Origin of the sequence: Methylomusa anaerophila (genome assembly GCF_003966895.1) — a bacterium.
Classification (GTDB): domain Bacteria; phylum Bacillota; class Negativicutes; order Sporomusales; family Sporomusaceae; genus Methylomusa; species Methylomusa anaerophila.
This window is the reverse complement of sequence record NZ_AP018449.1, coordinates 3,959,568-3,975,691: the sequence shown is the minus strand read 5'-3', so window position 1 is coordinate 3,975,691 and position 16,124 is coordinate 3,959,568. Positions and strand designations below refer to the sequence as shown.

Genomic DNA, 16,124 nt, shown 5'->3' with positions numbered 1-16,124 from the left:
GCTATACCTCCTTACGATTTGATATATTCAGAATACTTGTTGTAGCACTAATAACATTGCCCAGTCTTAGCCGCAATATGCACCAGAATTCGACTTCCAGACACTCTCTGTGAAAGAAAGGAATAATGTTGATGACGGGTTTTTGAGTTAAATGAATACGGTTATATAAGCCAACCATGCCCGTATAGGCCAAAGTCCAGAATAATCCAAGAGTTACTCCTGTTGCAGCTGCATCACCGAGACCATATTTAAGATGAAGGTCAAGTTTTTCACAATAAATGGATTCCAATAGTCTATTCATAAATTTATTGTATAGTTTTGAATAGCGTTTGATAGTTTGCAATATCCGTCGCAACATGCCAGGATTTTTTAAATAGGTCACAATAAGATTGCTGGTAAAGCGCTGCTCACGGTCGGACATGCTTTCCTCTTTATGGTCATTTACTCGTATCTGCGATTTTAGCCACAATAAATCGTGCTGATTAATAAGCTCAATTAACGGAATCTGAAGAGTATATAAAATTAAGCGACGGAATAAATAAACAGAAACTTCCAGATAGTCATCACCAGACTTGCGCCGAAAGCGAAGGTCTATGTAGATATTTATGCGGGAAAGCACTAGCGTTAGGATTACAAAGGATACTAAGGTAATTAGCCAAATGTTCATACTTTCCCACCTCTTTATTTGCGAGCAGTCAATTTTTAATTTTCCTTTAATTTTTGATATATATACAGCATTGAACGAAAAAAAAAAACAGTCCTATGAAGGACTGTCTTCGGGCAGTAATGCAGCTAGATCCGGTAAATCATCAAGTTTTCGCAGTCCGAAGCATTGCAGGAATTCACTGGTAGTTCCGTATAATATAGGGCGACCGACTGCGTCTTTACGTCCTATTTCTTTGATTAGCATGCGGTCCAGTAATGTATTTAGCACCCTGTCAATTTTTACTCCTCGTATAGTTTCAATTTCTAACTTGGTTATTGGCTGTTTAAATGCAATAATTGCCAGCGTTTCCATGGCGGCATTGGATAACTTGCTTTCAACGCCGGCATCAAGCTTAGCAATTAATTCTGCGAATCTGGGTTGCGTACACATTTGATACCCGCCAGCAACTTCTACTATTGATACTCCCCGTTCATCACGATTCATTTCTTGAACCATTTCAGCAATTAAAAGCAGAACATGTTCTTTGTCAATGTTAAGTATTCCGGCGATCTTTTCGATTGGCAGCGGCTCACCGCTCGCAAATAATAGAGCTTCAATCGGGCCTTTCATGTGCCGGTAAAACATTGTTTGCCCCTCTCACTCCTTTAGTACCAAATATATTGATGCAAATTCGCATTCTTGAGAGACGGAAATTCGTTTTAACCTTAACAGCTCAAGCAGAGCCAAAAAAGCGGCAATAACTTCTGTACGACTACCAGTTCGAATGATAGTTTTATCAAATTTCATTTTTCCATTACTCTTTCTTAATAAGGCTATAATATCTTGCATTTTATCCTTGACGCTTATTTCTTCACGGGTAACGACGGCATAGGTATCATTATTCAGCGTGCTTTCCCATACATTGGCGAAAGCCTGGAGTAAATCATCAACAGTGAGACCTTCCGGCAATATCAGCTGCTTAACAAGTTTCTGCGGCAAACGGGTATGAAACTTCTCACGTTCTTGGGCTAATTGCTCCAATAAGGCGGCTGCCTGTTTGTATTTACGATACTCAAGCAACCGGTCGACAAGTTCCTGGCGAGGGTCTTCTTCTTTCATTTCGACAGGTTCGGATATGGCGGGTCGAGGCAACAACATGCATGATTTAATATGTAGTAATGTTGCTGCCATTACCAGGAATTCGCTGGCAACTTCAATGTCGAATGCATGCATTGCATGCAGAAAGTTTAGATATTGTTCGGTAATTCCTGCTATCGGAATATTATAAATATCAATTTTATCTTTTTCAATCAAATGCATTAGTAAGTCCAGCGGGCCTTCAAATGTATCCAGTTTTATGGTGTAAGCGGACATCTTAATAGGATAAATTCATAGCTTCCCGGACTTCTTGCATTGTGGCGGCGGCTACTTTCCGTGCACGTTCTGCTCCATAGGCGAGATATTCCATAACTTTATTGGGTTTTGTCGCTAAATCTTTACGGCGGCTATGGACATCTGACAGCGTAGCAATCATTTGTTCCGCCAAGCGTTTTTTACAGTCAACACACCCTATTCCGGCCTGTCGGCAATTGTCGGCAATTTGTATATGCTCATTGGCACTGAAAATCTTATGGAACGTATAAATAGTGCAGACATCGGGATCGCCCGGATCAGTCTTCTTGACTCGCTGCGGGTCGGTAACCATCATGCGCACCCTGGTTTTTAAATCTTCCGGTTCTGCGGCATAGGGAATTTCATTACCGTAAGATTTACTCATTTTTCTGCCGTCAACTCCCGGTAATAACGGGCTGAGGATGGCTTGCGGTTCAGGAAACACCGGCCGGTACAGATGGGCGAAGCGCCGTATTACTTCTCTTGCCAGCTCCAAATGGGGTATTTGATCTTCGGCTACGGGAACAGCATTGGCTTTATACAGTATTATATCGGCTGTCTGTAATTCCGGATAACCTAAAAAACCGTAAGTATTTATCTCTTTTCCCATATCTGCTAATTGCTGCAGCTTGTCTTTATAAGTAGGCACCCGTTCCAACCAGGATAAAGGGGTAATCATCGACAAAAGCAAATGTAATTCAGCATGTTCTTTAACATGAGACTGAACAAAAATAACATTTTTTTCCGGATCTAAACCGGCGCTAAACCAATCCAGAGCCATATTCAGTACCCGGTCAGGCAATAGGCTTGTATCTTCATAGGATGAGGTTAAAGCATGCCAGTCAACGATTGAGTAGAAACAATCGTACTCTTCCTGTAATTGAATCCAGTTATTTAAGACTTGGTAGTTCCCCATATGAAATTTTCCTGATGGTTGCATGCCGCTAAAAATTCTACCTTTTGTCATCGTTTCCTCCTGCGCTACAATAGTATTCCAACTATAGATTTAATTATAAAATCTAGCCCCCGCTGTAAAGGATACATAAGTGTGCCAATAAAGCCGATATATACTAACGCCATTAAAATAAACGCCCCATACTGTTCTAATTGTTCAAACATGTATTTTTGTTGTCCGGGTAACAGGCTTGCCAAAACTTTTGAACCATCAAGCGGCGGTATCGGCAATAAATTAAATACGGCAAGTAAGATATTATAACTATAAGTCATCCCAAGAATTTTAACCCAATCTCCTGTTAATAAATGGAATTTATCCAAAATACCAATTATCAATAGGGTAACTAACGCTAATAGCGCGTTTGACAGTGGACCTGCTAAGGACACTATCAGCGTACCTTGCCGGACATTTTTAAAATAATTCGGATTGATAGGAACAGGCTTTGCCCAGCCGAATTTAAATAACCAAAGCATAATTAAACCTATTGGATCTAAATGTGGTATCGGATTAAGCGTTAAGCGTCCTAAGTAGCGCGGCGTAGGATCACCCAGAGATACCGCGGCCCGGGCGTGCGCATATTCATGGATAGTTAAAGCAATCAGCAAAGCCGGAATTCTAAAAACCATATCCGCATCAAAGCCAAACACTAAAGTTCCCCCTTGTATATTATCGGTACTACTAAATTATACTAAAAAAGCTACTAAAAGCAAAATACAAAATCTATATTACTTCGCAATGGGATCTAGGTTGGTTAATTTGGTTATTATGAAATAAGATTAAGGCAGGCAACGGCGGTTTGACTATGTCTACCCGAGTTACGTAGAATAATCAATATTTTTTGCGTAAACAATATGACCAGATAGTTTTAAGGGGAGGAACATTATTTGAAAATATTTGGTCGATTCATTTTTGTCGTTACTATTTGTTTATTGTGCTCAACCAATTTATTGGGATGCGGATTTTTTTCCGGACCAGCTCCGAAACCTGAAATCGGTCCGGCCGGTACACCTGTCGAATCAAAACCTAATCCGCCTTTATTAGAGCGTTTTTGGTCAGCTCCTGCTGAATTATATGATATGGAGGCAACCGCAGGTGTTGTATTTGAAGGCATTAATAGGGAAGATTGGACTAAGGCTCAGCTTGGATTATCTACTATGCAAACCTTATGGGAAAAAACTAAAGCTATAGTGGGAGAAAAGAAAGGCGTTAAAGAGGGTGAAGCAGCAATCCAAAAACTTTCCGTTGGCATCGGCGAGAAAAAAATTACCGAATCCTATGAGTCTCTAAATAAATTTATGAGCAGCGTAAGCGATATCGGCAAGTCTTACAAGTTATCACCGGTGGCGGATATTATCACTCTCGGGAACGCCGTCCGTAATGTAAGTTTTTACGTAGAAGACAAAAACTGGCGTAAAGCTGCAGTAAAAGTAGAGGAACTGGAAGGAACCTGGGAACAAGTAAAGCCGGCCATGGAACAAGTTGGAATTCTTGGTGAAGTAACTAAAACTCACGCAACCGTAAAACAGATAAAGGATGCCGTAAATGCGGAAAATAAGGGCTCATTTAGTGATCAACTGGCTAGTATCAACGAAAGCCTGGGCCGAATCCGAAATTTTTTCCGTGGCCGGTAAAATAATTGAGACTGTATGCAGCAAAAGCAGCATACAGTCTTCTATTCTTTAGCACGAGGTCTCAGGATACCAAAAGATTCAGGCAGTATTATATATGCGATTTGGCACTAATTTACGGCTTTCGATCATATTCAACGCCACTGCGTTTCAATATCTCTTCAATAGCTTTCCGCGTAATAGGAGCTCCGCATTTCAAATCATCGGCCTTATCCATCTTCCCGATGTCACCCACGCCAATAATCACAGGAATCTCCATATCATTTAATACATCTACAGTATCACCGGATATTACCGGTTTTTTACCGGTTTTAGCCTTTACTTCCCCGTATTTATCAACAGGATCATTTACGATGTTCCCATAGCAGTCTATACAAGCATCAGCTGTGACTCCGTCAATGCCAGCTGTATTAGAAGCTACTGCCACAGCGCCTAATACCTCAATTTCAGGATGAGAGGCTACATATTCCATTGCCGTTTCACCCTGCGCCTTGTCTTGCCTGCCCCGGTCATCGAACATGACCAATACCGGATCATGATGTACAGTTTTTAACAGTTCCACGATTTTTTCCCCGCTAATTGGCGTTGGATTACCGCCCGATGCAGAAATACACCTTAGGCCCAGAGAACCGGCAATGTTTTCGATGACGTGTTGGGCTACTCTATCTCCATCTGTAACCATAACGACCCGTATCTTCTTTTGTTGTCCCAAACACCTCACCCCATTATTTTGATTTTCCTGCTTCACCTAGCAGGCTGCTAATCTTGTTCGCGATTTTTTCACTTTCGCTGATAACTTGCTTTAATTTCTTTAAACTGGCTTCAAGTTCATTCGACAGCTCATATTGTGCCTGTGCCAGAACTTGTGCTGCAGTTTGCGCTACGACACTGTTGGCGGCAGCAGAAGATTTGTTATTTTCTCTCCCGGCCTGATTAGTATAGCTTTTCTGGTTGGCTTGCGTATCAGCTTGACCATTTTGAGCCTGGTTTTCAGTTAATAAACGGCTAAATAAATTTTGAAGCTCTTGGGAAAGTTGAGATTCCGTCTGTTGCATCTGTTGCCCGGTATTATTTGCCGTTAAAGGCGATGTTGATGTTTGCCGGCCATTACCCCTTAAGCCAATAGCTTGACCGGTATTGGTAGTACCTTTTTGCTGACCGGTTCCTTTATCGAAGGAATTCTGAAGTTTTTCCAATTGATTATTGAGTTTATTTAAGAGATCAATCATTTCTTGCGAATTACTGGTAGACGACGAATCGGCAATTTGCGCTTGCGCTTGCAAAAAACCTTTTGCCATGTCGGCGATCAGACCATCGGCATCTGTAGATTTGGATGTTTTTTCCTTTGTTATCGTATCATTTCTTTCACTCTCAGTTTCGCTATCGCTATTGTTGGCATTATTATAATTTAGGGATCTGCGTGCTAAACGTTTGGGCAAATTATTACCTCCCTGTTACCTAACTGAAAAGAATTCCCAACAAAGTAAACAATGAAGAAGCTATACAGAATCGTATATTAATTACTGCAATTGGATGCTTTAACATAGCAAAAGGGTTAATAATATTGGACGTACTCTCAAACTCCATGCCGCCGGCAGCTTTGCCGGCGATATAGTTGGCAAGTAGAGGCGATATCGCTAACACAGCATTTTTGAAACCTGTGACATGACTAACTTCCATACCGCCAAATGCTCCTGCGGCAACAATGGAATGAATGTCCCCCTGCAAAAACAGCGCAACAGCAATTTGAGAGATAAGATTGATTGTAGCGGCAAACAATACGCAGTGCGGGTACCGTGGACCGATTAGACCCACTGTCAACAGCAATCCAATAAAATCTACTGTAAGCATTTATTTTTATTATCCTTTTGGATTAAAAATAACTGCCATTATTACGCCAAAAACTACTGCCGCAGTAATGCCGGTAGCAGTTGCTTTAACCGCCCCGCTGAAGATACCCCAAAATCCAGTTTTGTTTATTTCTTCGATTGTTCCTGATACTAATGCATGGCCAAATCCGCTTAGCGGGACGGTAGCGCCGGCGCCACCGATGTCGACTATGGGCTGATACAATCCTAGTCCACTTAATACTCCGCCCAGCACCACAAAAAGAACAAGTACATGAGCTGGGGTAAGCGGGGTTAAGTCCATAAGCAATTGACCAATCACACAAATGATTCCGCCAATGATAAACGCCATTAGATAAGTTTCCATATATTTTTTCTCCTCTTTAATCCATTTCTATGGCAACCGCGTGGGCAATACACGGGATAGATTCTTTCTGTTGGTAAGAAGTGGGGCTATGCAAACTGCCGGTGGCAATGAAAAGTATTTTTTTTAGATTTTTCGCTAACAGCATCTGATAAATATATCCGGTAAATACCACCGCCGAACTGGCGCAACCGCTGGCTCCTGCGTGTGGATCCTGACTTTCTTTGTAAATCATACAACCACAATCCTCGTAGTTATTTGTAATATCCAGCCCTTTTTCCTTAAGTAATTCAATAACCAGCGCTTTACCGAATACACCAAGATCGCCGGTAAAAATCATATCATAATAGGCGGGTTGACGACCTGTATCCTGAAGGTGCTGCCATAAAGTATCGGCGGCGGCAGGTGCCATTGCCGGACCCATGGCATTGGGATCCTGTATTCCCATGTCAATGATTTTTCCAATTGTTGCTGCCGTAACTTTAGGTCCTTGACCCGCAACAGACAGGACAACTCCACCGGCGCCAGTAACTGTCCACTGTGAAAGTGGCGGACGCTGCACCCCCATTTCAGTGGGAAACCGATATTGACGCTCGGCAGTATCGTGATGACTGGACACCCCGATTGCCACATTGTCTGCAAATCCCCCGTCTATGAGCGCTGCTCCAAGCAGCATGCTTTCAGCCAAAGTAGAACATGCCCCGTATAGACCCAAAAAGGGACGTTGAAGGCTTCTGACGGCAAAATGAGTACTCATCAACTGATTTAATAAATCCCCGGCCAGTATTATGTCGATATCTTCTGGCGTTAGTTGCTTTTTCGCAATAGCAGATTTAATCGCCCACTCCAGCATATAAGACTCGCATTTTTCCCAACTTGATTGGTTATGGAGGTTATCTTCCAGAATACGATCATAAAATTTACCGAGTAAACCTTCCCCTTCCATTGGGCCGACAATGTTTGCCGTACTGATAGCAACTGGTGGAGCGGCAAAAACAATAGTCTGTTTCCCCCGCTTTTTGTTCATGCGATTCCCCTTTCATTAATGGCTGAGCCAATATATAAAGCCGATCAAAACTGCTGTGGCTATCCCATATACCAATACAGGCCCGGCAATTGTGAACATTTTTGCCCCTACGCCGAATACGTAGCCTTCACGTTTAAATTCCATGGCCGGAGATACAATAGAGTTTGCAAAGCCGGTGATTGGCACGATCGACCCTGCCCCTGCCCTTTTTCCCAATTCATCATAGAGACCAAGTCCGGTAAAAAATGAGCTTAAGAATATTAATATTGTGGATACCGGTCCAGCAGCTTCTTTTGTTGATAATTCTAACCTTGTAAAATAATTGGTGAGAAATTGACCTAATACACAAATAAGCCCGCCGACAACAAAAGCCCAGGTGATATTTTTAATCATTGGTGGTTGCGGCTGAAGTTTTTTAAACTTCTGCTGGTATTGCTTTTGGTCCAAAGATTTATTTTCTTGGCTGGTAACCATCCGCTCACCTCCGGTTTTATCTAGAACAGCCTGAAATACTTGAATATATTTTGACCATAGGTAAATCAATTAATGCATACAAGAATAAAGAGTGCCTTGTGGCACTCAAAGTTTTCGGCACGATACGATAATATATTGATTTATGTCTGTCAATTTTGTTAATGATTAACTTGAAAAGCAATTTTTACATCGGCTTTGTATTCTGCTATATGTCCGTTCTCAATATTAGCGGTAAAATTAGTTACCTCGACCCCTAAAATATCAGATACTGTTTTGGCTGCTTCCAGAACGGCATTATCTACCGCGTCGGTCCAATTATGTCGCGAAGTACCAACTAATTCGATCACCTTAACAACCATGTCTGGTTACCTCCTTTGCAAAATCCATATTTATTTTCGTTTCTTAGTTTTATTTCATTAATATTCTGTCCAGCATTGAACGGGTTATCCCCGTCCACGAAAAAATATTGAATTGGGAAAAAAACTTGTTTAGCGCGAACAGGAATTTTTTTGGGTAAATCGCTGTTAAAGTAGTAAACCCACGCTATCGTGCTTCCCGTTACTAACATGAGAATAAATACTACTAATATCAGAATTTTATTATTGATCAGACGAATGACGATGCTTGCTATGTGATGCATTATTGTTCCCTCCTTTAATTTATTATATCCAATTATAATAAATTAAAAACAGACTCTACATTATAGAGTCTGTAAATAGCTTTTTATCAACTTTAGGGCATTTTTTTCTATACGGGATACTTGAACCTGAGATAAGCCAATCGTCGCTGCAATTTCCGCCTGTGTTCTGTCGGCAAAAAAGCGAAGATAAATTACCGTTCTCTCTTTCATAGGCAGTCTCACAAGTACTTCTTTTAGGGCCAGTTTATCAATATACGCGTTATCTTCACCATCCGGATGTACAAGCTGGTCCAATATATGTATGGAATTATTGCCGTCACTATCGTTAAAAACTTGATCATATAATGACAATTGCGGTTGAACTGCTTCCAAAGCGGAAACAATCTCCTGAGGCGCAAGGGATAGCTCTTTGGATACTTCACTGATTGTAGGCTCTCTTCCGAGTTTGTTTTGCATTATTTCTTGCGTACGATGGATTCGAATGGCAAGCTCTTTTAGAGGCCGGCTAACCTTCACCGGATTATCATCACGAAAAAAGCGACGGATTTCACCAATTATCATGGGGACTGCATACGTCGAGAACTTGACATTAAAGTTTTCATCAAACCGTTCAACAGCTTTTAATAAGCCGATGCAACCTATCTGAAACAGATCATCCCACTCATAGCCACGATTCATGAAGCGGTTTACGATGCTTCTAACCAAATTTAGGTTATGTTGTATAACCTCGGAGATAGCCGCTTCCCGTTCCGCGGGATTGCCGCATTTTACCTTCAGCAAGAGTTCTTTTACTTCTTCGTCGTTAAGCATAACGATTCACCTAATGCGAGGTTTTGGCCGTAAACTTTTTTGACATAGTTACTGTCGTTCCTTGGCCTAATGTGGACACGACTGCGAGGGAGTCCATAAAGGATTCCATAAATACAAATCCTAACCCCATGCGTTCAGGATCACTGGAATAAGAAGGCTGCCTAGCAGCTTCCACATCAGCTATACCCCGTCCGTAATCCGAAATAACAAAATCAATTCTATCTTGATACAAAGTCATTACAATTTCAACATAGTTGTCCTGTTTTTGGTTTAGCTTGCCATAGCCATGGATTACGGCGTTGGAGACGGCTTCTGAAACCGCTACTTTTATCTCCTCAATCTCATTAATGGTCAGTTCCGCTTGACTAGCAAATGCGGCGGCCGATAGTCTAGCAAAACCGACATTTTCACTTAAACTCAAAACCGAAAGTTTTACTTGGTTGGTTGGCGCCTGCGTGGACATGCTAAGCCCTCCTTATAACATTTCTAGTGCTTCAGTTTCGTTGTTGAAAAAGTGAATAATTTGGCTCAAACCCGCAAGTTCAAAAAGTTTTTGAACTTGCGGCTCCAAATTGGTAACAGCCATTTTACCACCTTGAGCCGTAATACGCTTATATCTACCCAATATAACTCCTATACCGGAGCTATCAACAAATGTAATACCCTGAAAGTTTAGCACGGCACTTCTTGCACCGCTGCTGTCCAAAGCTTCGTCAAAGGTTTGCCGGAACTGATTCGATACATGCATATCCAGATCTCCCTCAGCCCGTATGACTAAGATTCCTTTTTTCATTGAAGTCGAAATATTCAAGTCATAACCTCCTATTTTATGTTATAGTTTACTATTCTATGATAGGAAAAATTTTCCTCCTGATATCAAAAAATTAAGGCAAAGTTTCTCTTTACCTTAATGCAAAGTGGCTAATTTATTCTTCTATAAGCGCAAGTATTACTTTGATAAACTAAACAGACTGCTAATCATATCCTGGAATATCCGGAAAAGACCAGCTTTAGGAATATCCCTGTCGGCTACTAAATCCACTTTTCCTATTTCTTTCTCATCCTTTAAGACAATTAACTCGCCGCATTTTTGTCCGTTTGCAACCGGCGCATTAATATTACTGTCTGTAACAATCTTCTTCTGTAAGTTTTTTCCCTCCCCTTTATTTAATACCAGATTTAAGTCTTGGGCTGCAACTAATTGCACTTCTTTATCGGTTCCTTTATTAACTTTAATCCGTTCGGCCACATCTCCTTGCTGTATAATGGGAACCGCAGAAAAGTTTGCGTATCCCCAATCCAAAAGCTTCATTGCTTCTCTTAAATGCGAACGTGGTTCAGGGGTAGCAAATACAGCTGCAATCAGCCGTAAACCATCCCGTTTGGCAGTACCGACAAAACAATATTTTGCTTCTTCTGTCCAACCGGTTTTTAATCCATCCGCCCCATTGTACCACCACAACAATTTATTTGTATTTACAAGCCAGTTCTTGCCTTCTCTGAGCCAGTACTCCTTTATACCACACATTTCAAGGTACAAAGGATGTTTTATGGCCTCGCGGGCAATGATTGCTGCGTCATAGGCGCTCATGTAATGTTCAGGCGCAGGCAACCCGTTTACATTGTAAAAATGAGTGTCTGTTAAACCCAGGTTTTCTGCCCGCTGATTCATAGCCTCCACCGCAGCCTCTTCACTACCGTAGATATGTTCCATGAGGGCAACGGCGGCATCATTAGCGCTGACTACGGCTACTGCAGTAAGTAATTCTTTCGTAGTCATTGCTTCACCAGGTTCCAGCCATATCTGGGAGCCCCCTTGACGCCATGCATTTTCACTCGTATATATTTGATCTGAAAGGTCAATCTTTCCCTGTTCTACCGCTTCAACTGCCAATAACAGCGTCATTATTTTCGTAACACTTGCCGGAGGTAATTTTTTATGAGCATCTTTTTCATATAGCACCGTTCCATTTTCATCCATCAAAATTGCAGAGACGGCGCTGGTTTTGATTTGCGTGGCGACGTTTCTGGCAGGTGCGGCTATGACTGCATTGGTTAGTAACGCAGCAAAAAAGATCATTGTAATAAAAAGCGCAATACGACGTATCAAGCGTAACACTCCTTTTCAGCTTTTTATTTAGGTTTTCCCACAATTTAATCTCCTAAACTGGAAAATTAAAAAAGAACCGGCTTAAACCGGTTCCTGATGGAAGCCATTTATATCTACAATGCCATAAATGAGCGGCGGAATTGGTACCGAATCACTGCCCAGAACAATTGATTGTCTTAGCATTGATATGGCGTTTTCAAGTTTGTTACCATCATTAGTATAAATTGTTGCCAACGGTTGGTCTATTTCAACATAATCCCCCACCCGGCAATGCATAATAATCCCCGCAGCTAAATCAATTTGCTGTTCCTTGTACTCTCTTCCTGCTCCAAGGCGCATAGCTGTGAATCCGACCTGCGCCGCATTGATTTGGTTAATGAATCCTTTATGTTTACTGACAAGAGTTAACTTTATTCCAGCCTGAGGCAGTAATAGAGGGTTAGCCACTATTTCGTCATTGCCCCCCTGCACTTTTATAAATTCTCTAAATTTATTTAATCCTTTCCCACTGTCTAATAGTTCCCTTAAGAGCTTTTTCCCCACTGCAGGGCTACAAGCTGCTCCGGCCAAAACCAGCATGTATGAACCTAAAGTTACGCATACATCTTTTAGCGAATGAGAGCCGCGGCCGGATAAAATGCCAATAGCTTCCCGGACCTCAAGGCTGTTGCCAACTGCTTCACCTAAAGGCTCATCCATATTGGTAATTGCTGCAATCGTCTGCCGGCCCACTAGCTCCCCTATACGAACCATCGTCTCAGCCAGCTTCAAAGCATCAGCCATTTTTTTCATAAAAGCTCCGTTGCCTACTTTTACATCCAAGAGGATTTTATCGGCACCGGCAGCTATTTTTTTGCTCATTATCGAGGACGCTATCAGCGGAATGCTTTCAATTGTAGCGGTAACATCCCGCAATGCATATATTTTTCCGTCAGCAGGCGCAATATCGGCTGTTTGACCGGTAATAGCAAGATTATGCTTAAGCAAGTTAGAGATAAACTCTTCTTTGGTCAAAGTTGCATTTAATCCCGGGATGGATTCAAGTTTATCGATAGTGCCGCCGGTAAAACCCAGTCCCCGGCCGGACATCTTGGCCACCGGTACACCAGTGGCGGCAACGAGAGGAGCAAGTACCAGGGTAGTAGTGTCGGCTACGCCACCAGTACTATGTTTATCCACCTTTATACCTGGTATTGAAGTCAAATCAATCATATCACCGGATTTTGCCATAGCCAGAGTTAAAATTGCAGTTTCTTCATCGGTCATACCTTTTTGATAAACGGCCATTAGCCAGGCAGCCATTTGGTAATCAGGTATTTCTCCCGCGGTATAAGCATTTATCAAAAAAGTTAGTTCTTTCTCACTGAGTATCATTCCATCGCGTTTTTTTGCTATGATATCAACAGTATGCATTTTTTTCACCCCGGGATGTCGTGTAAGAAACTGCTTCCATACGGCAGAGGAGTTAAATGAAAATTATCAAGAATAGTAGCAGCGATATCAGCAAAAGATGTACGAATTCCCAATGCTTTACCCGCAATATTCTTGTAAGCCAAATTAGGAGTATAAGCAAGCAGCGGTACGTATTCCCGCGTATGATCGGTTCCATTTGCAGTGGGGTCGCATCCATGATCGGCAGTAATAATTAATAGATCATCGTCTTTTAGATAAGGCAGCATTTGTCCTAAGTTTTCATCAAACTGTTCTAAAGCAGCGGCATAGCCGTTTACATCATTGCGATGACCATATAAACTATCAAAGTCGACTAAGTTAACCATTATTAGACTATTGTGCTTTTGTTTCTCCGTTTGATTAAGAAGGATGGTGGTAGTTTCCATACCATCTTGGTTGGATTTCGTAGGATGTGATTCGGTCAAACCTCGATGAGCGAATATATCTCCAATCTTACCCACACCTATCACACTTAATCCGGCGTCTTTAAGCCTGTCTAACATAGTTTCTCCCGCAGGCTCCAGACTATAATCGTGACGATTAGGGGTACGAACAAAATGACCAGAACTACCAATAAACGGTCTGGCGATAATTCTTCCAACAGCATGTTGACCTATACAAACTTTGGTTCTTGTAATCGTGCACAACTCATATAGTCTTTTGAGTGGGATAACATCCTCATGAGCAGCGATCTGAAAGACACTATCAGCCGACGTATATACAATAGGAAAACCCGTTCGTAAATGTTCTTCGCCATATTCAAAAATAATCTCCGTACCGGAAGCAGCTTTATTGCCAAGTACTTTTAGACCAGTGTACTTAGTAAATAATTGGATCACGTCTAAAGGGAAGCCCTCCGGGTAAACGGGAAAAGGTTTAAATACCGGACAGCCGGCTATCTCCCAATGGCCGCTGGTTGTATCTTTTCCCTTAGATATTTCGGCCATTTTCCCGTAGCAAGCCTTGGGAATGATATTTTCCGCTACGCCGGCAATTGAATCAATAAGTCCCAACCCTAAGCTTCCCAAGTTAGGAACGTTTAACCGTCCTCTTGCCGTCGCAATATGAACCAACGTGTTGGTCCCTTCGTCACCATATTCCTGAGCGTCAGGCAACGCCCCGATTCCAACACTGTCCAGCACAATGATAATGATACGTTTAAACAAGCTGTATGTCTCCCCTATGTATATTTACCGTTCAAGAATTCAGTAGTCAGAATTCAGAATTCAGAATTCTTTGAGACAACTCTTGACTCCTGAAAGTTATTTTTATTTTAATATTATGTATTATGCACGTATCTACTCAGATTATCAAATGCCTCGAACTGCTTAGAAATCGTCAGATGCTAGGCGCGACGACGATTCTGATTTCGTTAACTGAGCATAACAGTTTGCGCGGGGACCGGAACGGAGGCGTACTGGTTGTACGTCGGAGTGAGGACCGCAGGAGCAACGACGCAGATGGCGGTTTCTAAGCAGTTCCCACCTTTAGGAGAATAAGTTTAATCTATGCGCGGGGATGGGCTTTATCATATACTTCTTTCAAACGATTTTTAGTAACATGGGTGTAAATTTGCGTGGTGGATATATCAGCATGGCCCAGCATTTCTTGTACAGAACGGAGATCAGCGCCATTTTCCAAAAGATGTGTGGCAAATGAATGACGTAATGTATGGGGAGTAATTTCTTTTGTGATGTTAGCCTCCATGGCATACTTCTTGATTATTTTCCAGAATCCCTGTCTTGTAAGTCGATTGCCATGATGGTTGACAAACAAAGAAGGTTCTTCATATGTGCGAACCAGCTTAGGTCGCCCCTTGGTAATAAATTCCTGGACACACTTTGCAGCTATGGAGCCTAGGGGGACGATTCGCTCTTTGGCTCCTTTACCATAGCATTTTATGTATCCCATATCAAGGTTAACATCCGATATATTTAAACTAATTAACTCTGATACTCGAATCCCGGTTGCGTAAAGCAATTCCAGCATTGCTTTATCTCTAAGTCCGGTAGGTTGAAAGGTATTAGGTTGCTTAAGGAGTTCTTCCACTTCGTTGATTGAAAGGATTTTAGGAAGCTTTTTCTCAAGCTTTGGGGATTCGAGGTTAACGGCTGGATCTTTTTCTATATGACGTTCCCGTACTAGATATTGGTAAAAAGACTTAATTGCAGCCAAATTACGGGAGATTGTTGACACTGCTCTTCCTTTCGATTGTAAACTATTTAAATAACTTAGGATGGTGTCTCGATCTGAGTTTTTTATGAAATCCAACTCACTATTTTGCAAAAACGTTTGAAATTGACGCAAATCCCTTCCGTATGATTCAAGAGTGTTTTGAGCCAATCCCCGCTCCACTGCAAGATAGTTTATAAATTCATTGACATACGATTCCATTATTACCACCCTTTTTTCTTACCAGATTTCCTATTAGCGGTGACGGTATTGTCCCTGCTAGTCATATTCAACATCAAGTTTACTTTTCCTTTATTTGACTATCGAAATTCTCCCGGTTTTTTCGAAATTCTTTGTATCTTCACTCAAAATATGTCATACTGTAGTTTGGGTATTTATTATAACTCGAAGCGGTTTTTCCAATAGCTGCCGTTCGCGAATTTTTAATTCTGGATTGTTAATTTCCCATAATAAGGTCATAAGCTTGGGGAGAATGTAGAAGATGATGAGCGTCAATAAAGCGACTTTTATGCCTAGCTTTAACAGCCTTATAAGGCTGTTGGACATGAACGTCACTATCATCGCTACTCCCTCCTTTTCCTTGTTT

Annotated in this window: 23 protein-coding genes; 1 reads left to right on the top strand and 22 read right to left on the bottom strand. The window is 41.6% G+C overall.

The features are described 5' to 3' along the window. Position 1: 1 nt before the first annotated feature. The 6 genes from MAMMFC1_RS18060 to MAMMFC1_RS22485 form a co-directional block, all read right to left on the bottom strand. The gene (locus MAMMFC1_RS18060; RefSeq protein ID WP_126309843.1) at positions 2-667 is read right to left on the bottom strand and encodes a DUF2953 domain-containing protein; all 666 of its coding nucleotides are present in this window, start codon (positions 665-667) and stop codon (positions 2-4) included. Positions 668-760: 93 nt separating this feature from the next. Continuing rightward, on the bottom strand, positions 761-1,276 hold the full coding sequence (scpB, locus tag MAMMFC1_RS18055) for an SMC-Scp complex subunit ScpB (RefSeq protein WP_232035527.1): 516 nt from the start codon (positions 1,274-1,276) through the stop codon (positions 761-763). 27 nt (positions 1,277-1,303) lie between these two features. Next, on the bottom strand, positions 1,304-1,966 hold the full coding sequence (locus MAMMFC1_RS18050) for a segregation and condensation protein A (RefSeq protein WP_408631253.1): 663 nt from the start codon (positions 1,964-1,966) through the stop codon (positions 1,304-1,306). Between the two features lie 55 nt (positions 1,967-2,021). Continuing rightward, positions 2,022-3,005: a tryptophan--tRNA ligase gene (gene trpS, locus MAMMFC1_RS18045; RefSeq protein WP_126309840.1), complete on the bottom strand. Its 984-nt coding sequence runs from the start codon at positions 3,003-3,005 to the stop codon at positions 2,022-2,024. A 14-nt stretch (positions 3,006-3,019) separates the two neighbouring features. Beyond that, the gene (locus MAMMFC1_RS18040; protein ID WP_126309839.1) at positions 3,020-3,640 is read right to left on the bottom strand and encodes a site-2 protease family protein; all 621 of its coding nucleotides are present in this window, start codon (positions 3,638-3,640) and stop codon (positions 3,020-3,022) included. Between the two features lie 233 nt (positions 3,641-3,873). Then, positions 3,874-4,104, bottom strand: a complete 231-nt coding sequence (locus MAMMFC1_RS22485) for a hypothetical protein (RefSeq protein WP_232035526.1) — start codon at positions 4,102-4,104, stop codon at positions 3,874-3,876. Positions 4,105-4,147: 43 nt separating this feature from the next. Here MAMMFC1_RS22485 and MAMMFC1_RS22480 point away from each other — a divergent pair, with 43 nt between their 5' ends. After that, a complete protein-coding gene (locus MAMMFC1_RS22480) occupies positions 4,148-4,624 on the top strand; it encodes a DUF4363 family protein (RefSeq protein WP_232035525.1) in 477 nt (158 codons plus the stop codon). A gap of 112 nt (positions 4,625-4,736) precedes the next feature. Here MAMMFC1_RS22480 and MAMMFC1_RS18030 read toward each other — a convergent pair whose 3' ends face one another. The 16 genes from MAMMFC1_RS18030 to MAMMFC1_RS17955 all read right to left on the bottom strand — a co-directional run bounded on the left by MAMMFC1_RS18030 (position 4,737) and on the right by MAMMFC1_RS17955 (position 16,099). Then, positions 4,737-5,333 carry a stage V sporulation protein AE gene (locus tag MAMMFC1_RS18030; RefSeq protein ID WP_408631219.1) on the bottom strand — a complete coding sequence of 199 codons (597 nt, stop codon included), beginning with the start codon at positions 5,331-5,333 and terminating at the stop codon, positions 4,737-4,739. A gap of 13 nt (positions 5,334-5,346) precedes the next feature. Continuing rightward, the gene (locus MAMMFC1_RS18025; RefSeq protein WP_126309838.1) at positions 5,347-6,060 is read right to left on the bottom strand and encodes a hypothetical protein; all 714 of its coding nucleotides are present in this window, start codon (positions 6,058-6,060) and stop codon (positions 5,347-5,349) included. Between the two features lie 19 nt (positions 6,061-6,079). Further along, positions 6,080-6,472, bottom strand: coding sequence for a hypothetical protein (locus MAMMFC1_RS18020; protein WP_126309837.1), 393 nt, complete (start codon positions 6,470-6,472; stop codon positions 6,080-6,082). A 9-nt stretch (positions 6,473-6,481) separates the two neighbouring features. Further along, positions 6,482-6,835, bottom strand: coding sequence for a stage V sporulation protein AE (spoVAE, locus tag MAMMFC1_RS18015; RefSeq protein WP_158618813.1), 354 nt, complete (start codon positions 6,833-6,835; stop codon positions 6,482-6,484). Positions 6,836-6,851: 16 nt separating this feature from the next. Beyond that, on the bottom strand, positions 6,852-7,859 hold the full coding sequence (spoVAD, locus tag MAMMFC1_RS18010) for a stage V sporulation protein AD (protein ID WP_126309836.1): 1,008 nt from the start codon (positions 7,857-7,859) through the stop codon (positions 6,852-6,854). Positions 7,860-7,874: 15 nt separating this feature from the next. After that, on the bottom strand, positions 7,875-8,402 hold the full coding sequence (spoVAC, locus tag MAMMFC1_RS18005; RefSeq protein ID WP_232035524.1) for a stage V sporulation protein AC: 528 nt from the start codon (positions 8,400-8,402) through the stop codon (positions 7,875-7,877). An 89-nt stretch (positions 8,403-8,491) separates the two neighbouring features. Continuing rightward, complete coding sequence (locus MAMMFC1_RS18000; RefSeq protein WP_126309835.1) at positions 8,492-8,692, bottom strand: dodecin family protein; 201 nt, start codon at positions 8,690-8,692, stop codon at positions 8,492-8,494. Then, a complete protein-coding gene (locus tag MAMMFC1_RS17995) occupies positions 8,677-8,973 on the bottom strand; it encodes a hypothetical protein (protein WP_126309834.1) in 297 nt (98 codons plus the stop codon). Before MAMMFC1_RS17995 ends, MAMMFC1_RS18000 begins: the two co-directional genes overlap by 16 nt. A 60-nt stretch (positions 8,974-9,033) precedes the next feature. Next, positions 9,034-9,783: a SigB/SigF/SigG family RNA polymerase sigma factor gene (locus MAMMFC1_RS17990; RefSeq protein ID WP_126309833.1), complete on the bottom strand. Its 750-nt coding sequence runs from the start codon at positions 9,781-9,783 to the stop codon at positions 9,034-9,036. 10 nt (positions 9,784-9,793) lie between these two features. Further along, positions 9,794-10,246 (bottom strand): anti-sigma F factor, encoded by a 453-nt coding sequence (gene spoIIAB / locus MAMMFC1_RS17985; RefSeq protein ID WP_126309832.1) that lies wholly within the window; start codon positions 10,244-10,246, stop codon positions 9,794-9,796. Positions 10,247-10,258: 12 nt separating this feature from the next. Continuing rightward, positions 10,259-10,594: an anti-sigma F factor antagonist gene (gene spoIIAA / locus MAMMFC1_RS17980; protein WP_126309831.1), complete on the bottom strand. Its 336-nt coding sequence runs from the start codon at positions 10,592-10,594 to the stop codon at positions 10,259-10,261. A gap of 138 nt (positions 10,595-10,732) precedes the next feature. Beyond that, positions 10,733-11,902: a D-alanyl-D-alanine carboxypeptidase family protein gene (locus MAMMFC1_RS17975; RefSeq protein ID WP_408631218.1), complete on the bottom strand. Its 1,170-nt coding sequence runs from the start codon at positions 11,900-11,902 to the stop codon at positions 10,733-10,735. Positions 11,903-11,974: 72 nt separating this feature from the next. Beyond that, complete coding sequence (locus MAMMFC1_RS17970) at positions 11,975-13,306, bottom strand: pyrimidine-nucleoside phosphorylase (protein ID WP_126309830.1); 1,332 nt, start codon at positions 13,304-13,306, stop codon at positions 11,975-11,977. A gap of 5 nt (positions 13,307-13,311) precedes the next feature. Then, positions 13,312-14,511: a phosphopentomutase gene (locus tag MAMMFC1_RS17965; protein WP_126309829.1), complete on the bottom strand. Its 1,200-nt coding sequence runs from the start codon at positions 14,509-14,511 to the stop codon at positions 13,312-13,314. Positions 14,512-14,851: 340 nt separating this feature from the next. After that, positions 14,852-15,739, bottom strand: a complete 888-nt coding sequence (gene xerD, locus MAMMFC1_RS17960) for a site-specific tyrosine recombinase XerD (RefSeq protein WP_126309828.1) — start codon at positions 15,737-15,739, stop codon at positions 14,852-14,854. A gap of 153 nt (positions 15,740-15,892) precedes the next feature. After that, entirely contained in the window at positions 15,893-16,099 is a 207-nt protein-coding gene (locus MAMMFC1_RS17955) for a hypothetical protein (RefSeq protein WP_126309827.1), read from the bottom strand. Positions 16,100-16,124 lie beyond the last annotated feature (25 nt).

Bases quoted from the DNA above. Each gene is read 5' to 3' on its own strand.
- MAMMFC1_RS18060 (WP_126309843.1), bottom strand. From the start codon at position 667: ATGAACATTTGGCTAATTACCTTAGTATCCTTTGTAATCCTAACGCTA.
- scpB (WP_232035527.1), bottom strand. From the start codon at position 1,276: ATGAAAGGCCCGATTGAAGCTCTATTATTTGCGAGCGGTGAGCCGCTG.
- MAMMFC1_RS18050 (WP_408631253.1), bottom strand. From the start codon at position 1,966: ATGCATTTGATTGAAAAAGATAAAATTGATATTTATAATATTCCGATA.
- trpS (WP_126309840.1), bottom strand. From the start codon at position 3,005: ATGACAAAAGGTAGAATTTTTAGCGGCATGCAACCATCAGGAAAATTT.
- MAMMFC1_RS22485 (WP_232035526.1), bottom strand. From the start codon at position 4,104: ATGCCTTCAAATACAACACCTGCGGTTGCCTCCATATCATATAATTCA.
- MAMMFC1_RS22480 (WP_232035525.1), top strand. From the start codon at position 4,148: ATGCAAACCTTATGGGAAAAAACTAAAGCTATAGTGGGAGAAAAGAAA.
- MAMMFC1_RS18020 (WP_126309837.1), bottom strand. From the start codon at position 6,472: ATGCTTACAGTAGATTTTATTGGATTGCTGTTGACAGTGGGTCTAATC.
- spoVAE (WP_158618813.1), bottom strand. From the start codon at position 6,835: ATGGAAACTTATCTAATGGCGTTTATCATTGGCGGAATCATTTGTGTG.
- spoVAD (WP_126309836.1), bottom strand. From the start codon at position 7,859: ATGAACAAAAAGCGGGGGAAACAGACTATTGTTTTTGCCGCTCCACCA.
- MAMMFC1_RS18000 (WP_126309835.1), bottom strand. From the start codon at position 8,692: ATGGTTGTTAAGGTGATCGAATTAGTTGGTACTTCGCGACATAATTGG.
- MAMMFC1_RS17995 (WP_126309834.1), bottom strand. From the start codon at position 8,973: ATGCATCACATAGCAAGCATCGTCATTCGTCTGATCAATAATAAAATT.
- MAMMFC1_RS17990 (WP_126309833.1), bottom strand. From the start codon at position 9,783: ATGCTTAACGACGAAGAAGTAAAAGAACTCTTGCTGAAGGTAAAATGC.
- spoIIAB (WP_126309832.1), bottom strand. From the start codon at position 10,246: ATGTCCACGCAGGCGCCAACCAACCAAGTAAAACTTTCGGTTTTGAGT.
- MAMMFC1_RS17970 (WP_126309830.1), bottom strand. From the start codon at position 13,306: ATGCATACTGTTGATATCATAGCAAAAAAACGCGATGGAATGATACTC.
- xerD (WP_126309828.1), bottom strand. From the start codon at position 15,739: ATGGAATCGTATGTCAATGAATTTATAAACTATCTTGCAGTGGAGCGG.
- MAMMFC1_RS17955 (WP_126309827.1), bottom strand. From the start codon at position 16,099: ATGATAGTGACGTTCATGTCCAACAGCCTTATAAGGCTGTTAAAGCTA.